12 protein-coding genes and 1 pseudogene are annotated in these 14,336 nt (G+C 72.7%); 10 read left to right on the top strand and 3 right to left on the bottom strand.

The genetic code is table 11. From position 1 onward, the window contains the following. Positions 1-70 precede the first annotated feature (70 nt). The 6 genes and pseudogenes from P3T39_RS08480 to P3T39_RS08455 form a co-directional block, all read left to right on the top strand. A complete protein-coding gene (locus P3T39_RS08480; protein ID WP_280696741.1) occupies positions 71-343 on the top strand; it encodes a phosphoribosyl-ATP diphosphatase in 273 nt (90 codons plus the stop codon). Between the two features lie 78 nt (positions 344-421). Next, the gene (hisG, locus tag P3T39_RS08475) at positions 422-1,270 is read left to right on the top strand and encodes an ATP phosphoribosyltransferase (protein WP_280696740.1); all 849 of its coding nucleotides are present in this window, start codon (positions 422-424) and stop codon (positions 1,268-1,270) included. Positions 1,271-1,341: 71 nt separating this feature from the next. Next, positions 1,342-1,818, top strand: coding sequence for a PH domain-containing protein (locus P3T39_RS08470; protein WP_280696739.1), 477 nt, complete (start codon positions 1,342-1,344; stop codon positions 1,816-1,818). 199 nt (positions 1,819-2,017) lie between these two features. Next, a complete protein-coding gene (locus tag P3T39_RS08465; RefSeq protein ID WP_280696738.1) occupies positions 2,018-3,349 on the top strand; it encodes a hemolysin family protein in 1,332 nt (443 codons plus the stop codon). Continuing rightward, the gene (locus P3T39_RS08460; RefSeq protein WP_280696737.1) at positions 3,346-4,389 is read left to right on the top strand and encodes a hemolysin family protein; all 1,044 of its coding nucleotides are present in this window, start codon (positions 3,346-3,348) and stop codon (positions 4,387-4,389) included. Before P3T39_RS08465 ends, P3T39_RS08460 begins: the two co-directional genes overlap by 4 nt. Positions 4,390-4,449: 60 nt before the next feature. Continuing rightward, positions 4,450-4,782: pseudogene (locus P3T39_RS08455) on the top strand (alpha/beta hydrolase); the annotation flags it as partial. Between the two features lie 75 nt (positions 4,783-4,857). Here the strand turns inward: P3T39_RS08455 and P3T39_RS08450 are convergent. Both P3T39_RS08450 and P3T39_RS08445 read right to left on the bottom strand, forming a co-directional pair. Then, a complete protein-coding gene (locus P3T39_RS08450) occupies positions 4,858-6,876 on the bottom strand; it encodes an AAA family ATPase (RefSeq protein ID WP_280696851.1) in 2,019 nt (672 codons plus the stop codon). Between the two features lie 423 nt (positions 6,877-7,299). After that, positions 7,300-7,878, bottom strand: a complete 579-nt coding sequence (locus P3T39_RS08445) for a hypothetical protein (protein ID WP_280696850.1) — start codon at positions 7,876-7,878, stop codon at positions 7,300-7,302. A gap of 341 nt (positions 7,879-8,219) precedes the next feature. Here P3T39_RS08445 and P3T39_RS08440 point away from each other — a divergent pair, with 341 nt between their 5' ends. Beyond that, positions 8,220-9,383, top strand: coding sequence for an acyl-CoA dehydrogenase family protein (locus P3T39_RS08440; protein WP_280696736.1), 1,164 nt, complete (start codon positions 8,220-8,222; stop codon positions 9,381-9,383). Positions 9,384-9,542: 159 nt separating this feature from the next. On the opposite strand, the gene P3T39_RS08435 is transcribed toward P3T39_RS08440, so the two are convergent. Continuing rightward, on the bottom strand, positions 9,543-9,995 hold the full coding sequence (locus tag P3T39_RS08435; protein WP_280696735.1) for a hypothetical protein: 453 nt from the start codon (positions 9,993-9,995) through the stop codon (positions 9,543-9,545). Between the two features lie 328 nt (positions 9,996-10,323). Here P3T39_RS08435 and P3T39_RS08430 point away from each other — a divergent pair, with 328 nt between their 5' ends. The 3 genes from P3T39_RS08430 (at position 10,324) to lnt (ending at position 14,333) form a co-directional block, all read left to right on the top strand. Beyond that, a complete protein-coding gene (locus P3T39_RS08430) occupies positions 10,324-10,764 on the top strand; it encodes an Lrp/AsnC family transcriptional regulator (protein ID WP_280696734.1) in 441 nt (146 codons plus the stop codon). Positions 10,765-10,794: 30 nt separating this feature from the next. Next, positions 10,795-12,411, top strand: coding sequence for an amidohydrolase (locus tag P3T39_RS08425; protein WP_280696733.1), 1,617 nt, complete (start codon positions 10,795-10,797; stop codon positions 12,409-12,411). A 311-nt stretch (positions 12,412-12,722) separates the two neighbouring features. Next, the gene (gene lnt, locus P3T39_RS08420) at positions 12,723-14,333 is read left to right on the top strand and encodes an apolipoprotein N-acyltransferase (protein WP_280696849.1); all 1,611 of its coding nucleotides are present in this window, start codon (positions 12,723-12,725) and stop codon (positions 14,331-14,333) included. Positions 14,334-14,336 lie beyond the last annotated feature (3 nt).

Genomic DNA, 14,336 nt, shown 5'->3' with positions numbered 1-14,336 from the left:
TCCATTCGGTTGTCCACGGTCCGGGACCGTTTACCGTCGGTCAGCCCGCAAGCCGTAAGGTGAGCTCATCATGGCTTCCAAGACATTCGAGGAGCTCTTCACCGAGCTCCAGCAGAAGGCCGCCACCGGCGACCCCTCGTCCTCCCGTACCGCGCAGCTCGTCCAGCAGGGCGTGCATGCGATCGGCAAGAAGGTCGTCGAGGAGGCCGCCGAGGTCTGGATGGCCGCCGAGTACGAGACCGAAGAGCGCACCGCCGAGGAGATCTCCCAGCTCCTCTACCACCTTCAGGTGATGATGGTCGCCCGTGGGCTGACGCTCGACGACGTCTACTCCCACCTCTGACCTCTGATCGCCGGCATCCGCCACCCGCCAACGCAAGAGCACCGCACCAACCCCTCCACAGCGAAGGACTCCTCTCTCATGCTGCGCATCGCCGTCCCCAACAAGGGTTCGCTCTCGGGTCCTGCGGCGGAGATGCTCCATGAGGCCGGATACCGCCAGCGCAAGGACCCCAAGGAACTGGTGCTGGTCGACCCGGAGAACCAGGTCGAGTTCTTCTTCCTGCGCCCGCGCGACATCGCCCTCTACGTCGGTTCCGGCCGCCTGGACATCGGTATCACCGGTCGCGACCTGCTGCTGGACTCCGCCTCGGACGCCGAGGAGGTGCTCGCGCTCGGATTCGCCGGCTCGACCTTCCGCTTCGCCAAGCCGATCGGCGTCGAGATCAAGGACGTCCAGGGCCTGGAGGGCCTGCGGATCGCCACCTCCTACACCGGTCTGGTCGAGCAGCACCTGGTCGAGCAGGGCGTCAAGGCGACGGTCACCAAGCTGGACGGCGCGGTCGAGACCGCCGTCCAGCTCGGCGTCGCCGACGTGATCGCGGACGTGGTGGAGACCGGAACCAGCCTGCGCAACGCCGGTCTTGAGATCTTCGGCGAGCCGATCCTGATCTCCGACGCGGTGGTCGTGCGCCCCAAGGGCGCGGGCGAGGACCCGGCGGTCGAGCAGTTCCTGCGCCGCCTCCAGGGCGTGCTGGTGGCCCGCCGCTACGTGCTGATGGACTACGACATCCGCGCCGAGAAGGTCACCGCCGCCGTCGCGCTCACCCCGGGCCTGGAGTCGCCGACCGTCTCCCCGCTGCACACCGAGGGCTGGGTGGCCGTCCGCTCCATGGTGCTCCGCAAGGAGGCCCAGCGGATCATGGACGACCTCTGGAGGATCGGCGCCCGCGCCATCCTGGTCACCAACATCCACGCCTGCCGCATCTGACCTGCCCCGGTACCGACGATCCATCGGGCGGGGGCCCGCCGACGCCCCCGCCCGGCTTCGGGAGAACCACCGTGTCCACCCCCGCCCAGCCTGTCCAGTCCACCGCGCCCGCCCCGTGCGTCGAGCTCCCGGTCACCTGGGCGCCGCGCCGCAACCGGGCCGTGCTGCTCCCGCTCTGCGCCGTGATCGTGGTGCTGTTCAGCACGATCGCCTTCGCGCTGCCGGACAGCTGGCAGCTCAACGACCGGGTGGCGATGGTCTTCAGCGGTCTGCTGTTCGCCGGGGTCGGCCTGATGCTGGCCCGGCCCAGGGTGCGCGCCGACGCCGAGGGCGTCACGGTGGTCAACTTCGTCCGCAGCCGCCGTCTGGCCTGGCCGGAGATCGTCCGGGTCAACCTGCGCCAGGGTGACCCGTGGGTCAACCTCGACCTCGCCGACGGCACCGCACTGGCCGCCGTCGGCATCCAGCCCGGCGGTGGGCGCGAGCAGGCCATCCGTGCCGCCCGCACGCTGCGCGACCTGGTCGAGGAGCGCGGGACGTCCCGCTGAGAGCGTCCGGGCGTGCTGCCACGACCTCCTGGATCAAGGTCCTTACACTCGCACGGGTATCGTCTACGCTGGTAAAGCCAGGGCAAAGCACCCTGCCCGTGAAGCCCCGACCTGAGGAGTGACACCTCCCCTCGATGGACGATCCGTCCGGTAGTACCCGCGCCGCCTCACTTCCGACCCACGGACGGCAGGCGGCACTGTGATCACCGCCTGGCTGCTGTTGCTCGCGGCTCTGCTGCTCATCCTCGCCAACGGCCTCTTCGTGGCCGCCGAGTTCGCCATGGTCACCGTCGAGCGAGGCAGCGTCGAACGCGCCGCCCAGTCCGGCGACCGCAAGGCGGCCGGGGTCGCCAAGGCCCTGCGCCAGCTCTCCTTCCAGCTCTCCGGCGCCCAGCTCGGCATCACCGTCACCTCCCTGGTGGTCGGCATGCTCGCCGCGCCCGCGCTCTCCACGCTGCTCACCCCGGTGCTCACCGGCATCGGACTGCCCGAGTCCGCCGCCGCCGGTGCCGCCGTGATCGTCGGCATGCTGCTGGCCACCGTGGTGCAGATGGTGATCGGCGAGCTGGTCCCCAAGAACTGGGCGATCTCCCGGCCGGTTCAGGTCGCCTACGCCGTGATCGGCCCGCAGCGCGCCTTCTCGGCCGTCTGCCGCCCGCTGATCGGATTCCTGAACGGCTCCGCCGACCGCATCGTCCGGGCAATGGGCCTTGAGCCCCTGGAGGAGCTCGGCCACGCCCGCACCCCCGCCGAACTCGTCTCGCTCGCCCGGCACTCCGCCAAGGCGGGGGCGATAGACGAGCAGTCGGCGCGGCTCTTCGTCCGGACTCTGGGCCTCGGCGAACTGACCGCCGAAAGCGTGATGACCCCGCGTGTCGACGTCGTCGCCCTGCAGAGCGACGCCACCGCCGCCGACGTCCTCAACCTCACCCGGGCCACCGGCCTCTCCCGCTTCCCGGTCTACGGCCACAGCGTGGACGAGGTCACCGGCACCGTCACCCTCAAGGACGCCCTCGGCGTCCCCGCCGAGCTGCGCGCCACGACCCGGGTCACCGAACTGGCCTCGCCGCCCCTGCTCGTCCCCGAGAGCCTGCCCGCCGAGCGCCTGCTCGACCAGCTGCGCCGCCAGCAGCCGATGGCCATCGTGGTCGACGAGTACGGCGGCACGGCCGGCGTGGTGACCATCGAGGACATCGTCGAGGAGATCGTCGGCGAGGTGCAGGACGAGCACGACCCCGAGGACACCCCCGAACTGCGCCAACTGCCGTCCGTCGACGGCCACCCGGTCTGGGAGGCCGACGGCCGCGCCCGGCTCGACCAGCTGGAGACCATCGGCCTCCTTGCCCCCGACGGACCGTACGAGACGCTCGGCGGCCTGCTCGCAGACCTGCTCGGCAAGCTGCCCGCCCCCGGCGAACAGGCGGGACTGCCCCGTTGGCGGTTCACCGTGCTCGGCGTGGAGCGGCACCGCACCAGCCGGGTGCTGATCGAACGCCTGCCCGCCGACGACGATGAGGAGACGGACCGATGAGCGCCCTGCAACTGGCCGCCTCGATCCTGCTGCTGCTCGGCAACGCCTTCTTCGTCGGCGCCGAGTTCGCGGTGATCTCGGTCCGCCGCAGCCAGATCGAACCTCTCGCCGAGGCCGGCAACAAGCGTGCCCGCACCGTACTGCACGCGCTGTCCAACGTCTCCGCGATGCTGGCCGCCGCCCAACTGGGCATCACCGTCTGCTCGCTGCTGCTCGGCGCGCTCGCCGAGCCCACCATCGCCCACCTTCTCGAAGGCCCCTTCCACGCCGTCGGCATGCCGGAGTCGCTGGTCCACCCGGTCGGCTACGCGCTGGCGCTCGCGCTGGTGGTCTTCCTGCACATGGTGATCGGCGAGATGGTCCCGAAGAACATCTCGCTCGCCGGTCCCGAGAGGGCCGCGCTCTGGCTCGGCCCGCCGCTGGACCGCCTCGCCCGCTGGTTCGACCCGGTCATCCGGCTGATGAACGCCCTCGCCAGCGGCGTGCTGCGGCTGGCCAAGGTCGAGCCCAAGGACGAGGTCGAGTCCGTCTTCACCGACGAGCAGCTGCTGCACCTGCTGGCCGACTCCGGCGCGGCCGGCCTGCTGGACGAAAGCCGCCAGGAACGCCTGGAGGACGCGCTGGAGCTCGGACGGCGCCCGGTCACCGACGTGCTGCTGCACGCCGACCAACTGGTCACCGTCGGTCCCTCGGTGACCGCCCAGGAGATCGAGGAGCTGGCCGTACGCACCGGCTTTTCCCGCTTCCCGGTGCTCGACGAGGACGGCACGCTGCGCGGCTACCTGCACGTCAAGGACATCCTGGACGTCGAGGAGCCGGCCGCTCCGGTGCCCTCCCGCCTCTGGCGCCCGGTCACCGTCCTGGTCGGCACCATGCTGCTGGACGACGCGCTCGGCGCGATGCGCAGGGCGGCCGCCCACCTGGCCGCCGTGGTCGACGCGGACGGCCGCAAGCTCGGCCTGGTCGCCCTGGAGGACGTCCTGGAGGAGCTGGTCGGCGAGATGCACGACCCCGACCACCGCCAGGTCGCCAGAGCCTGACCACCCCCTCGGCAGCCCGAGGAAACCCGCGCCGGTTCCGAGACGGACGAGGACTGGGAGGCGGTCGAGCCGTTCTTCTACGGTCGCTGGGACGCCGCCGCACAGGCACGCGCCGCATCCGGCGCCGGGCAGAGCAACTTCGAGGCCGCCGAGCGTCATTTCGGCGAGGAAGCGTTCGACCCGCTCGCCACGAAGGAGGCGCTGGCTCGCCTCGCTGCACCGGTTCTGCTCCTGGCGGGCGAGTTGGACGGCGGCCCACTGCCCGCAGTCGCCGAGGAAACCGCAGCGTTCTTCCCGAAGGGCGAGACCGCTGTCCAGCCGGGAGGCGGGCACTTCCCGTGGCTGGACGACGCGGACCGCTTCGCACGCACGGTGGCGGCCTTCCTCGGCTGACGCGGTGCAGGGTTCCTCGCGCAGTGCCTCGCGCCTCTGGGAAGTGCATGGCCGGGCAACGCGGTCGCCGACGGGCTAGCGGCGGCCGTCGATCAGTTCGCCGTAGGCCTGGAGGAGGTCGGGCAGGCGCAGGGTTGCCAGGTCGTCGCGGGTGGGCAGGCCGGGTAGGGCGGAGAGGCGTAAATCCCGGTAGGCGCAGGACTTTTCGTAGAGGGTGCGGATGAAGCGGCCGTTGCCGAGCTCGTCGATCCAGCCTTCGTGGACCACATGGGTGCAGATGCTGGCGAGCTCCTCGGCCGCGTCCTCGTCCCAGCCGTCGCCGCCGGAGGCTGCGAGTGTGCGGCCGATGGCGGTGAGTTCGGTGGGGCGGTAGCTGGGGAAGTCGACCCGGGTGGTGAAGCGGGAGTTGAGCCCGGGGTTGGTGGCCAGCAGGCGGTTCATGCCCTCGGGGTAGCCGGCCAGGATGACGACCAGGCGGTCGCGGTTGTCCTCGGCCCGCTTGAGCAGGACCTGGAGGGCCTCGTCGCCGTACGCGTCGCCCTTGCTGTAACCGGAGTTGGAGAGGCTGTACGCCTCGTCGATGAAGAGCACGCCGTCCAGCGCCGAGTCGATCAGCTCATTGGCCTTGACGGCCGTCTGACCGAGGAACTCGCCCACCAGGTCGGCTCGTTGGGCCTCCACCAGGTGATCGCCGGAGAGCAGGCCGAGGGCGTGGAAGACCTGCCCGAGGATACGGGCGACGGTGGTCTTCCCGGTGCCCGAGGGGCCCGAGAAGACGAAGTGACGTTTCGGCGGCTGCACCGGCAGGCCCTGCTCGGCCCGCAGTCTCGACATCCGCAACTGCGCCGACAGTGCTCGGACCTGGCGTTTGACCGGGTCGAGGCCGACCATCTGCTCCAGGGCGGCGAGTGCCGCGTCCAGCCCCTGCTGGCCGCGCAGCCCACTCCTGCGGGCGGGCCCGCCGGGCGGCGCGGCGCGCTCGCCGCCGTCGCCTCTGGAGGGTGGCCCCGCGCCGGGATCGGCGACCCCGCCGGACCGCTCGGCGGCGGTCCGGGGCTTCGGTGCGCCCGTGGCGGTCGGACCGGCGTACGTCTCGCCGATCCGGTAGTCCGTCTCCGCGCCGAACTCGCCGTCGTTGGCGTACTCGCTGCCCGGGCCGTACCCTCCGTCGGTCCCGTACCTCTGCTCGGTCCCGTACCCGCCCTCGCCGTCCGTCCCGTACCCGCCCTCGGCGTCGGACCCGGACTGGTAGTCGACGTCCGGACCGTACTCACCGACCGGCTCGGCGCCGTCCGCGCTCGCAGCCTCGAAGTCGGCCTCTGCGAGCGCGAGTTCACCCGGCGACCGATCGTCCCCCGGATCCTCGCCGAGCAGCCCCTCGATCACGCCGTCCTCGGCGGTGATCGCCGCCAGCCTGGCCGCGGTGTCCATGAAGGCCGGGTCCGCCCGGTGCACCGCCCGGTACAGCGGCAGAGCGGCCGCGCTGCGCCCGGCGCCCTCGTACGCGCGGGCCAGCCAGTAGCGCAGCTCCTTGCGCTGCGGCTGCTCCGAGCGGCAGCGGGCCAGCGAGGCGGCGAGCGGCCGCTGGGCCTGGGCGCACATGTCGAGACGGACCCGGGCCATTCCGGCGAACAGCCCGGCCTCGATGCCGAGCAGCGGATCGTCCAGCAACTGGTCGGTGTCGCGGATGAGTTGCTCCCAGTCCTTGAGCAGGTAGGAGCGGCAGGCGTGCAGAAAGCGGACCGAGGGGTCCTGGAGGGGCGGCGGGCAGGCGGCGAGCGCCCGGTCGAGCTCCGTCAGGTGGCGGCCGTCGAGCCAGTGCGAGGCGTGGGCCAGGGTCAGGTCCCGGGCGTCCTCCAGGGCGGGCTGCACCCACCAGCCCAGCCAGTACCAGGAACTGAGCGGCCGCCGGTGGCGGATTCGCTGCTCGCCGAAGCGGCCCTGGTTGCGGTACATCGCCAGCAGTGCGCCCGAGGTGTCGCAGCGCAGCGCGTGCAGGCCGAGCCAGGCGTCGGCCATACCGGGGTCGAGCCGCACGGCCGCGCGGAACTCCTCCTCCGCCCTGGCGTACGCCCCTGCGGCATAGGCGTCCATGGCGCGCAGCCAGGCGCGGTCGGCGAGCCGGTCCGGCCCGCTCGTGCTGGAACTTTCCACCGTCACTCACGCCCCCCGCTCTGTGCATCGAGGCCCGGCGGCCAGGGCCTGGGGGTGGCAGGGTGGTGCCCGCCCGTGCCGACGCCCCCGTGCACGCATCCGTGCCTGTCAGGAATCGTACCGGCGCAGGGCTGATCCGGAAGGGTGTCGCACGCTGTCAAATCGGAGTGCCCGCCGGGTCGTTGGACTTCGACCGGAACGCGTTGGCTGCGGTCGATCGCGGCAGGTGAACTGAGCGGTGCGGTAGGTGAAGGAGCGCGACACCTCCGGCCCACGGGGGAACGAGTCGGAGGTGCCGCGTTCGCTGTTGCGAGATCAACCGGCTCGCGACGGGGAGAACTTACGTGCTGACGACGCCCCAGGTCAAGGGCCGGACAAGGAATCATCAAAGGTGGTGAAACGGATCCGGCCGGTGAGTCCGTCCACCCGGAGGTCCGCATACGGACGGCTGGGGTCGGCCGCGAAGTGCGCCTGCTCGGCAGCGGCCCAGCCGGCCCAGAATTCGGCCAACTCCGGTCCGTCGCGCAGCTCTCCGCGAGCGCGGGCGGCGGCCGCGTCCAGCTCCATCCAGATCAGCTGTGCCAGCCGGGGCCGCAGCTCGCGCCGGCCGGAGCCGACACCTTCGATCAGCACCACCGGGGCGAGCGGGACCTGCCGCCGTCCGGCGAAGCGGCGCAACGTCCAGTCGTAGACCCGGTGTTCGGCGTCGCGACCGGCCGCCAGCGGGTCGAGGACCTGTTCCCGCAGGCGCCCGACCCAGCCGAACGGCTCGGCGTGAGTGGCCAGATCGTCCAGGTGCAGCACCGGCGCCCCGCCGAGCGCGGTGGCCAGCCGGGCCGCGAAGGTGGTCTTCCCGGCGCCGGCGTGCCCGTCCACGGCCACCACCCGGACCGGCCCGCAGGACGGGGGAAGGGCGAGCAGCCGACGCGCGAGCGCCGGCAGAGCGCTCGCCTCGTCCGCGCTGCCGCAGGACCGCACACCGGCTGCGGCCGTGGCGCCAGGCCTCCGGGCCGGGTCCGGCTGCGGCTGTGCAGCGCCGACAGCGGCTCCGACCTCCGCAGAGTCGTCGCCGAGCTTTGCAAAGCTGTCCGGATCAACCACGAACCCACTCTACGGGCGGTGCTCCGCCGCAGGTCGTGACGGACTGCTCGGTATCGGGCATACTCGCTTCGCCACGCCAGTGAACGGCCGTTCACCGCAACCCGGTGCCGGTCCGACACACCTGCCGTGCCGCGCCCTGTGACCCCGGGGCCCGGCGCCCGATCGAGGAGGCCCGTTCCGTCATGAGCCCCGCCCCTGCCAAGCCTGTCGACCGCCAGCTGCCCAGTGACGAGGCCCGCGAACTGCTGAGCCTCACCCGTGACCTGGTCCAGCGCGAACTCCAGCCGCGCGCCGCCGAGGACGAGGCGGCCGGCCGCTTCCCGCGCGAGGTCTTCCGCACCCTCGGCGAGGTCGGGCTGCTCTCCCTCCCGTACAGCGAGAGCTACGGCGGCGGCGAGCAGCCGTACGAGGTCTACCTCCAGGTCCTGGAGGAGCTCGCGGCCGGCTGGCTGGCGGTCGGCCTCGGCGTCAGCGTGCACACCCTCTCCTGCCACGCGCTGGCCACCTTCGGCACCCAGGAGCAGCGCGACCGCTGGCTGCCGGGGATGCTGGGCGGCGAGCAGCTCGGCGCGTACTGCCTCTCCGAGCCGCAGTCCGGCTCCGACGCCGCCGCGCTGCGCACCCGCGCCGAGCTGGACGGCGACGAGTACGTGGTGAGCGGGACGAAGGCGTGGATCACGCACGGCGGGTACGCCGACTTCTACAGCGCGATGGTGCGGACCGGGGAGGAGGGCGCGCGGGGCATCAGCTGCCTGCTCGTCCCGGCCGGGGGTGCGGGCCTGTCGGCTGCGCCGCCGGAGCACAAGATGGGCATGACGAGCTCGCCGACCGCCCAGCTGCACTTCGACGGGGTCCGGGTGAACCGGGAGCGGCTGATCGGCGAGGAGGGCCAGGGCTTCCAGATCGCCCTGTCCGCGCTGGACTCCGGTCGGCTCGGCATCGCGGCCTGTGCGATCGGCGTGGCCCAGGCCGCGCTCGACCTGGCCGTGGACTACGCGGGCACCCGGCAGCAGTTCGGCCGGCCGATCGCGGACTTCCAGGGCCTGTCCTTCATGCTCGCCGACATGGCCACCCAGATCGAGGCCGGTCGCGCGCTCTACCTGTCCGCCGCCCGCCGCCGCGACAGCGGACTGGCCTTCTCCAAGGAGGCGGCGATGGCCAAGCTCTTCTGCACGGACGCCGCGATGCGGGTCACCACGGACGCGGTGCAGGTGCTCGGCGGGTACGGGTACACCCAGGACTACCCGGCCGAGCGGTACATGCGCGAGGCCAAGGTGCTGCAGATCGTGGAGGGCACCAACCAGATCCAGCGCCTGGTGATCGGGCGGCACCTGAGCGGCAAGTAACCCCGCCGGGGCCTGTTCGGCCGGGCGTCGACCATGCCGTGCCCAAGGGGCGCGAGGAACTGCGCGAACAACCATGCACCTCCGTAGAGGCCTGGTCGCGCAGAGCCCCGCGCCCCGGGTGGTACGTGGCTGATCGGGTCCCGCGGCCGCGGAGACGCGTCAGCGCCGCACCAGGCCGCCCCGGGCGCGCTGCGCCGGGACGTTCGCGCGGGTCACCGGCACCGCGCCGGGACCGCCCACGTGCGAGAACGGCTGGGTGCGCCAGTCCAGCTCGGCGGGAAGGGCCAGCAGGGCCTCCGCGCCGGGGGCGGCGAAGTCGGTGAGGAAGTCGTCGCACTCGGCCAGGTCGTCGGTGGGCGCACCGGAGCCGGGGCAGAGCGCGGGGGAGAAGGGGTGCCAGGCGGTCGGCAGTACGGCGTGCTGCGGGAGCCGCTCCTCGTCGCCGACGAGGGCGATCGAGCGGTCGCACTCCGGGCAGTGCACGCGGGCGATCTCCCAGGTGTCCATCTCGCCCGGGTCCACCCCCGGGAACCCGGTGAGATCGAAGTCGGCGGCGCGGTCGAGGCGTTCGTCGTCCTCCGCGGCGCGGGAACGCTGGTCAGTAGCAGGCATGGTGATCCCCCTCGGATCGGACCGGGCTCGCGTCGGCCCTGGCCACAACCAGCACTTCCCTCCGACGGAGTGTCATAACCCTGCACTGCGGTGCACTGTGATGCACGAAGTGTGTCGTTCGCCACATTCCTTTGGCACATGCCCCGTTCATGCGCCGGATCTGCTGGGGCTCGCGCTCCGGTCCCATCAGGGGTGGTACGAACCGGCGGTGGGGACGCGTGCGTCCGGGACGGCCACCGCGGTGCCGGCGACAGCCCGGAAGCGGGCCGGAGCGAAATTGCCTGCACCGGTCGGCAAGCGGGGGTGCGGGGCAGTAGGTTTGCGCCTTGTGGAGGATCTCGATCAGCACATCGTCCAGTTGCTTCTGCAGGACGGCCGGATGAGCTACACGGACCTGGGCAAGGCCACCGGCCTGTCCACCTCGGCGGTGCACCAGCGGGTGCGCCGCCTCGAACAGCGCGGCGTCATCCGGGGCTATACGGCGATCATCGACCCGGACTTGGTCGACCTGGCGCTGACCGCCTTCATCTCGGTGAAACCGTTCGACCCGAGCTCGCCCGACGACACCCCCGAGCGGCTGGCCGCGCTGCCCGAGATCGAGGCATGCCACAGCGTGGCCGGTGACGAGAACTACATCCTCAAGGTGCGGGTCGCCGCCCCCGGCGACCTGGAGGACCTGCTGACCCGCATCCGCAGCGCCGCCGGTGTCTCCACCCGCACCACGGTGGTGCTCTCCACGCCGTACGAGGCGCGCCCCCCGAAGATCTGAGCGGGTCCGTGCGGGTGCAGACTTAGGCCCATGACCGAACGCACCAACCGGACCGTGCTCCTGCGCGGCGGCGCCGTCTACAGCCCCGCCGACCCGTTCGCCACCGCGATGCTGGTCGAGGGCGAACACATCGCCTGGGTCGGCAGCGACGGCGCCGCCGAGGCGTACGCCTCGACCGCCGACGAGGTGGTGGACCTGGCCGGTGCGCTGGTCACCCCCGCCTTCGTGGACGCCCATGTGCACGCCACCTCGGCGGGCCTCGCACTGACCGGCCTCGACCTCACCGGCTGCCCCTCGCTCGCCGAGGCCCTGGAGCGGATCTCCGCCTTCACCGAGCCCGCGCTCGCCGGGCCCGCCGGCGGCGGTGTGCTGATCGGTCACGGCTGGGACGAGAGCGGCTGGCCCGAGGGCCGTCCCCCGACGCTGGCCGAGCTGGACGCCGCCGCCAGGGGTGCGGCCGTCTACCTCTCCCGCACCGACGTGCACTCCGCCCTCGCCACCACCGCCCTGCGCGAGCTGACCGAGGGCCTCACCGAGCTGCCCGGCCACCACCCCACGGCCCCGCTCACCCGCGACGCCCACCATGCCGTACGGCAGACCGCCCTGGCCCACCTGACGCCCGCTCAGCGCCGTACCGCCCAGCAGGCCACCCTGCGGCGGGCCGCCGAGCTGGGCATCGGCGCCGTCCACGAGTGCGGCGGACCCGCGATCTCCTCCGAGGAGGACCTGACCGCGCTGCTCGCCCTCGCGGCGGAGGGCGACGGCCCCGAGGTCTTCGGCTACTGGGGCGAACTGGGCGGCATCGAGACCGCGCGCCGACTGGGCGCGGTGGGCGCGGGCGGCGACCTGTTCGTGGACGGCGCGCTGGGCTCGCACACCGCATGCCTGCACGCCCCGTACGCCGACGCCGAGCACACCGGCAACGCCTACCTGACGGCCGAGCAGGTCGCCGACCATGTCGCCGCGTGCACCGAGGCCGGGCTCCAGGCCGGTTTCCACGCGATCGGGGACGCCGCGCTGACCGCCGTCCTGGACGGCGTCCGGGCCGCCGCGGAACGGGTCGGGGTCGCCCGGGTCAGGGCGCTGCGGCACCGGGTCGAACACGCCGAGGCACTGGACGACAAGGCGATCGCCGCGTTCACCGAGTTCGGCCTGACCGCCTCCGTGCAACCCGCCTTCGACGCCGCCTGGGGAGGCCCCGACGGCATGTACGTCCAGCGGCTCGGTGCCGAGCGGGCGGCGGGGCTCAACCCGTTCGCCGCGCTGCTGCGCGCCGGGGTGCCGCTCGCCTTCGGCTCGGACGCACCGGTCACCGCCCTCGACCCCTGGGGCACCGTACGGGCGGCGGCCTTCCACCGCACGCCCGAGCACCGGATCTCCGTCCGCGCGGCGTTCACCGCGCACACCCGGGGCGGCTGGCGCGCGCTCGGCCGGGACCAGGACGGCGTTCTGGTCCCGGGCGCGGTCGCCAGCTATGCGATCTGGGAGGTGGACGAACTCGTCGTCCAGGCCCCCGACGACCGCGTCGCCGGCTGGTCCACCGACCCCCGCTCCGGCACCCCGGGACTGCCCGACCTCACCCCGGGCGTCCCCCTCCCGACCTGCCTGCGCACGGTCGTCCGAGGCCGCACCGTCCACCGGCTCTGAGGAGCAGGCCTTCCTCTCAGCGGCAAGGGGTGACCGAACAGGGCCCCGCGCCCCTGAAGTGCTCACCCTTGCCCCTGAGAGCCCTGGCCCGTGAGATCAGGCACCCTTGGGGTCAGGTGGTACCGGTCCGGGGTACCTTCTTCCGAACGGCTCTCGGTGACGAGCGGCCCGGTCTATCGGACGGCACTCGCGGAGCGAGCGGTATGCACAGCCAGGAAGGTGGTGCGCAGGTGGCACTGCCTGGACAGCAGGAGCAGCCGGCAGCGGAGCCGGAGACGGTCGGGGCCGTCGCCGAACCGGGACCGGGACGGCTGAAGCGCCGTCTGGCCAAGGTCCGCGCCGGACTTCCCAGGACGGGGCTGGCCGTTGCCGCCGGTCTGCTGCTGGGGCTGTCCTTCCCGCCGTACGGCCTGTGGCCCCTGTCCGTCCTGGCGGTGACCGCACTCTCCCTGCTGACCAGGGGCCGCACGGCCCGCCAGGGCATGTGGACGGGCTTCGCGTTCGGCTTCCCGTTCTTCCTCCTGCTGCTCGACTGGATCCGGGTGATCGGCCCGGACGCGCTGGTCGGGCTCGCCCTGCTGGAGTCGCTGTTCGTCGTGGTGCTCGGCGCGGCGCTCGCGGCGACCTCCCGGCTGCGCGCCTGGCCGCTCTGGGCGGCCTGCCTCTGGGTCGCGCAGGAGTGGGCCCGCGACCGGCTGCCGCTGGGCGGTTTCCCGTGGGGGCGGCTGGCCTTCGCCAACACGGCGAGCCCGTTCACGCCGCTGGCCGCGCTCGGCGGCGCCCCGCTGGTGACCTTCGCCGTCGCCCTGTCGGGCGCCCTGCTCGGGTACGCCGTCCTCCGGCTGCGCCGGGGCGGGACCCGTCCCGGCCCCAGGGCCGCCGCGCTGGCCGGCGCCGGGGCCGTGACGGCGCTTCTCGCCGGGTACGCCGTCCCGGTGCCGACCGGGGCCGCCGGCACCGTCAAGGTGGCCGTCGTCCAGGGGAACGTGCCGCACCCCGGCATGGACTTCCTCGGCCGCCCGTTCATGGTCCTCGACAACCACGCCTCCGCCACCGAACGCCTGGCCGCCGATGTGGCCGCGGGCAAGGCCGATCGCCCGGACGTGGTGATCTGGCCGGAGAACTCCTCGGACCTCAACCCGTTCGCCGTCCCGGAGGCGTACCAGCGGATCGACCAGGCCGTGAAGGCGATCGGGGTGCCCACCCTGGTCGGCACCCTGGTGGACGGCCCGGACGACCAGCATGTGCAGAACGAGGGCATCGTCTGGGACCCGAAGACCGGCCCCGGCGACTTCTACACCAAGCAGCACCCGGTGCCGTTCGGCGAGTACGTGCCGTTCCGCGCCGAGCTCTCCAAGGTCATCACCCGCCTGCAGCGGGTCGCCCGCGACTTCTACCCGGGCACCCACGACGGTGTGCTGCAACTCGGCCCGGCCCGGATCGGCGACGTGATCTGCTTCGAGGTCGCCTACGACGAGATCGTCCGCGACACCGTCAACGACGGCGGCCGGGTGCTGGTCGTGCAGACCAACAACGCCACCTATGCCGAGAGCGGCCAACCCGACCAGCAGCTGGCGATGTCCCGGCTGCGGGCGGTGGAGCACGGCCGGGCCGTACTCATCGCCGCGACCAGCGGGATCAGCGCGATCATCGCCCCGGACGGTTCGGTGGTCAGCCGCACCCAGGAGCTCACCCCGGCCGAGCTCAATGCCGTGGTGCCGCTGCGCGACGCCAGGACGGTGGCCGACCGGGTTGGGGCCGCACCCGAGTGGGCGCTGTCCATCGCGGGCCTGCTGGCCTGCGGAGCGGTCGCCGCCGGCGGCGTCCGGCGCCGTCGCAGCGGTGGCGGCCCGGCCGGAACACCGGCGGACGGCGAACCGTTGAGCGAGACAGGTGCCGCAGTCGCCGTCGGAGTCCGCTGACCG

It is taken from the genome of Kitasatospora sp. GP82, assembly GCF_029892105.1.
Taxonomy (GTDB): Bacteria; Actinomycetota; Actinomycetes; order Streptomycetales; family Streptomycetaceae; genus Kitasatospora.
Note: the sequence above shows the minus strand (reverse complement) of the source record. Positions and strands in the feature narration are given on the sequence as shown.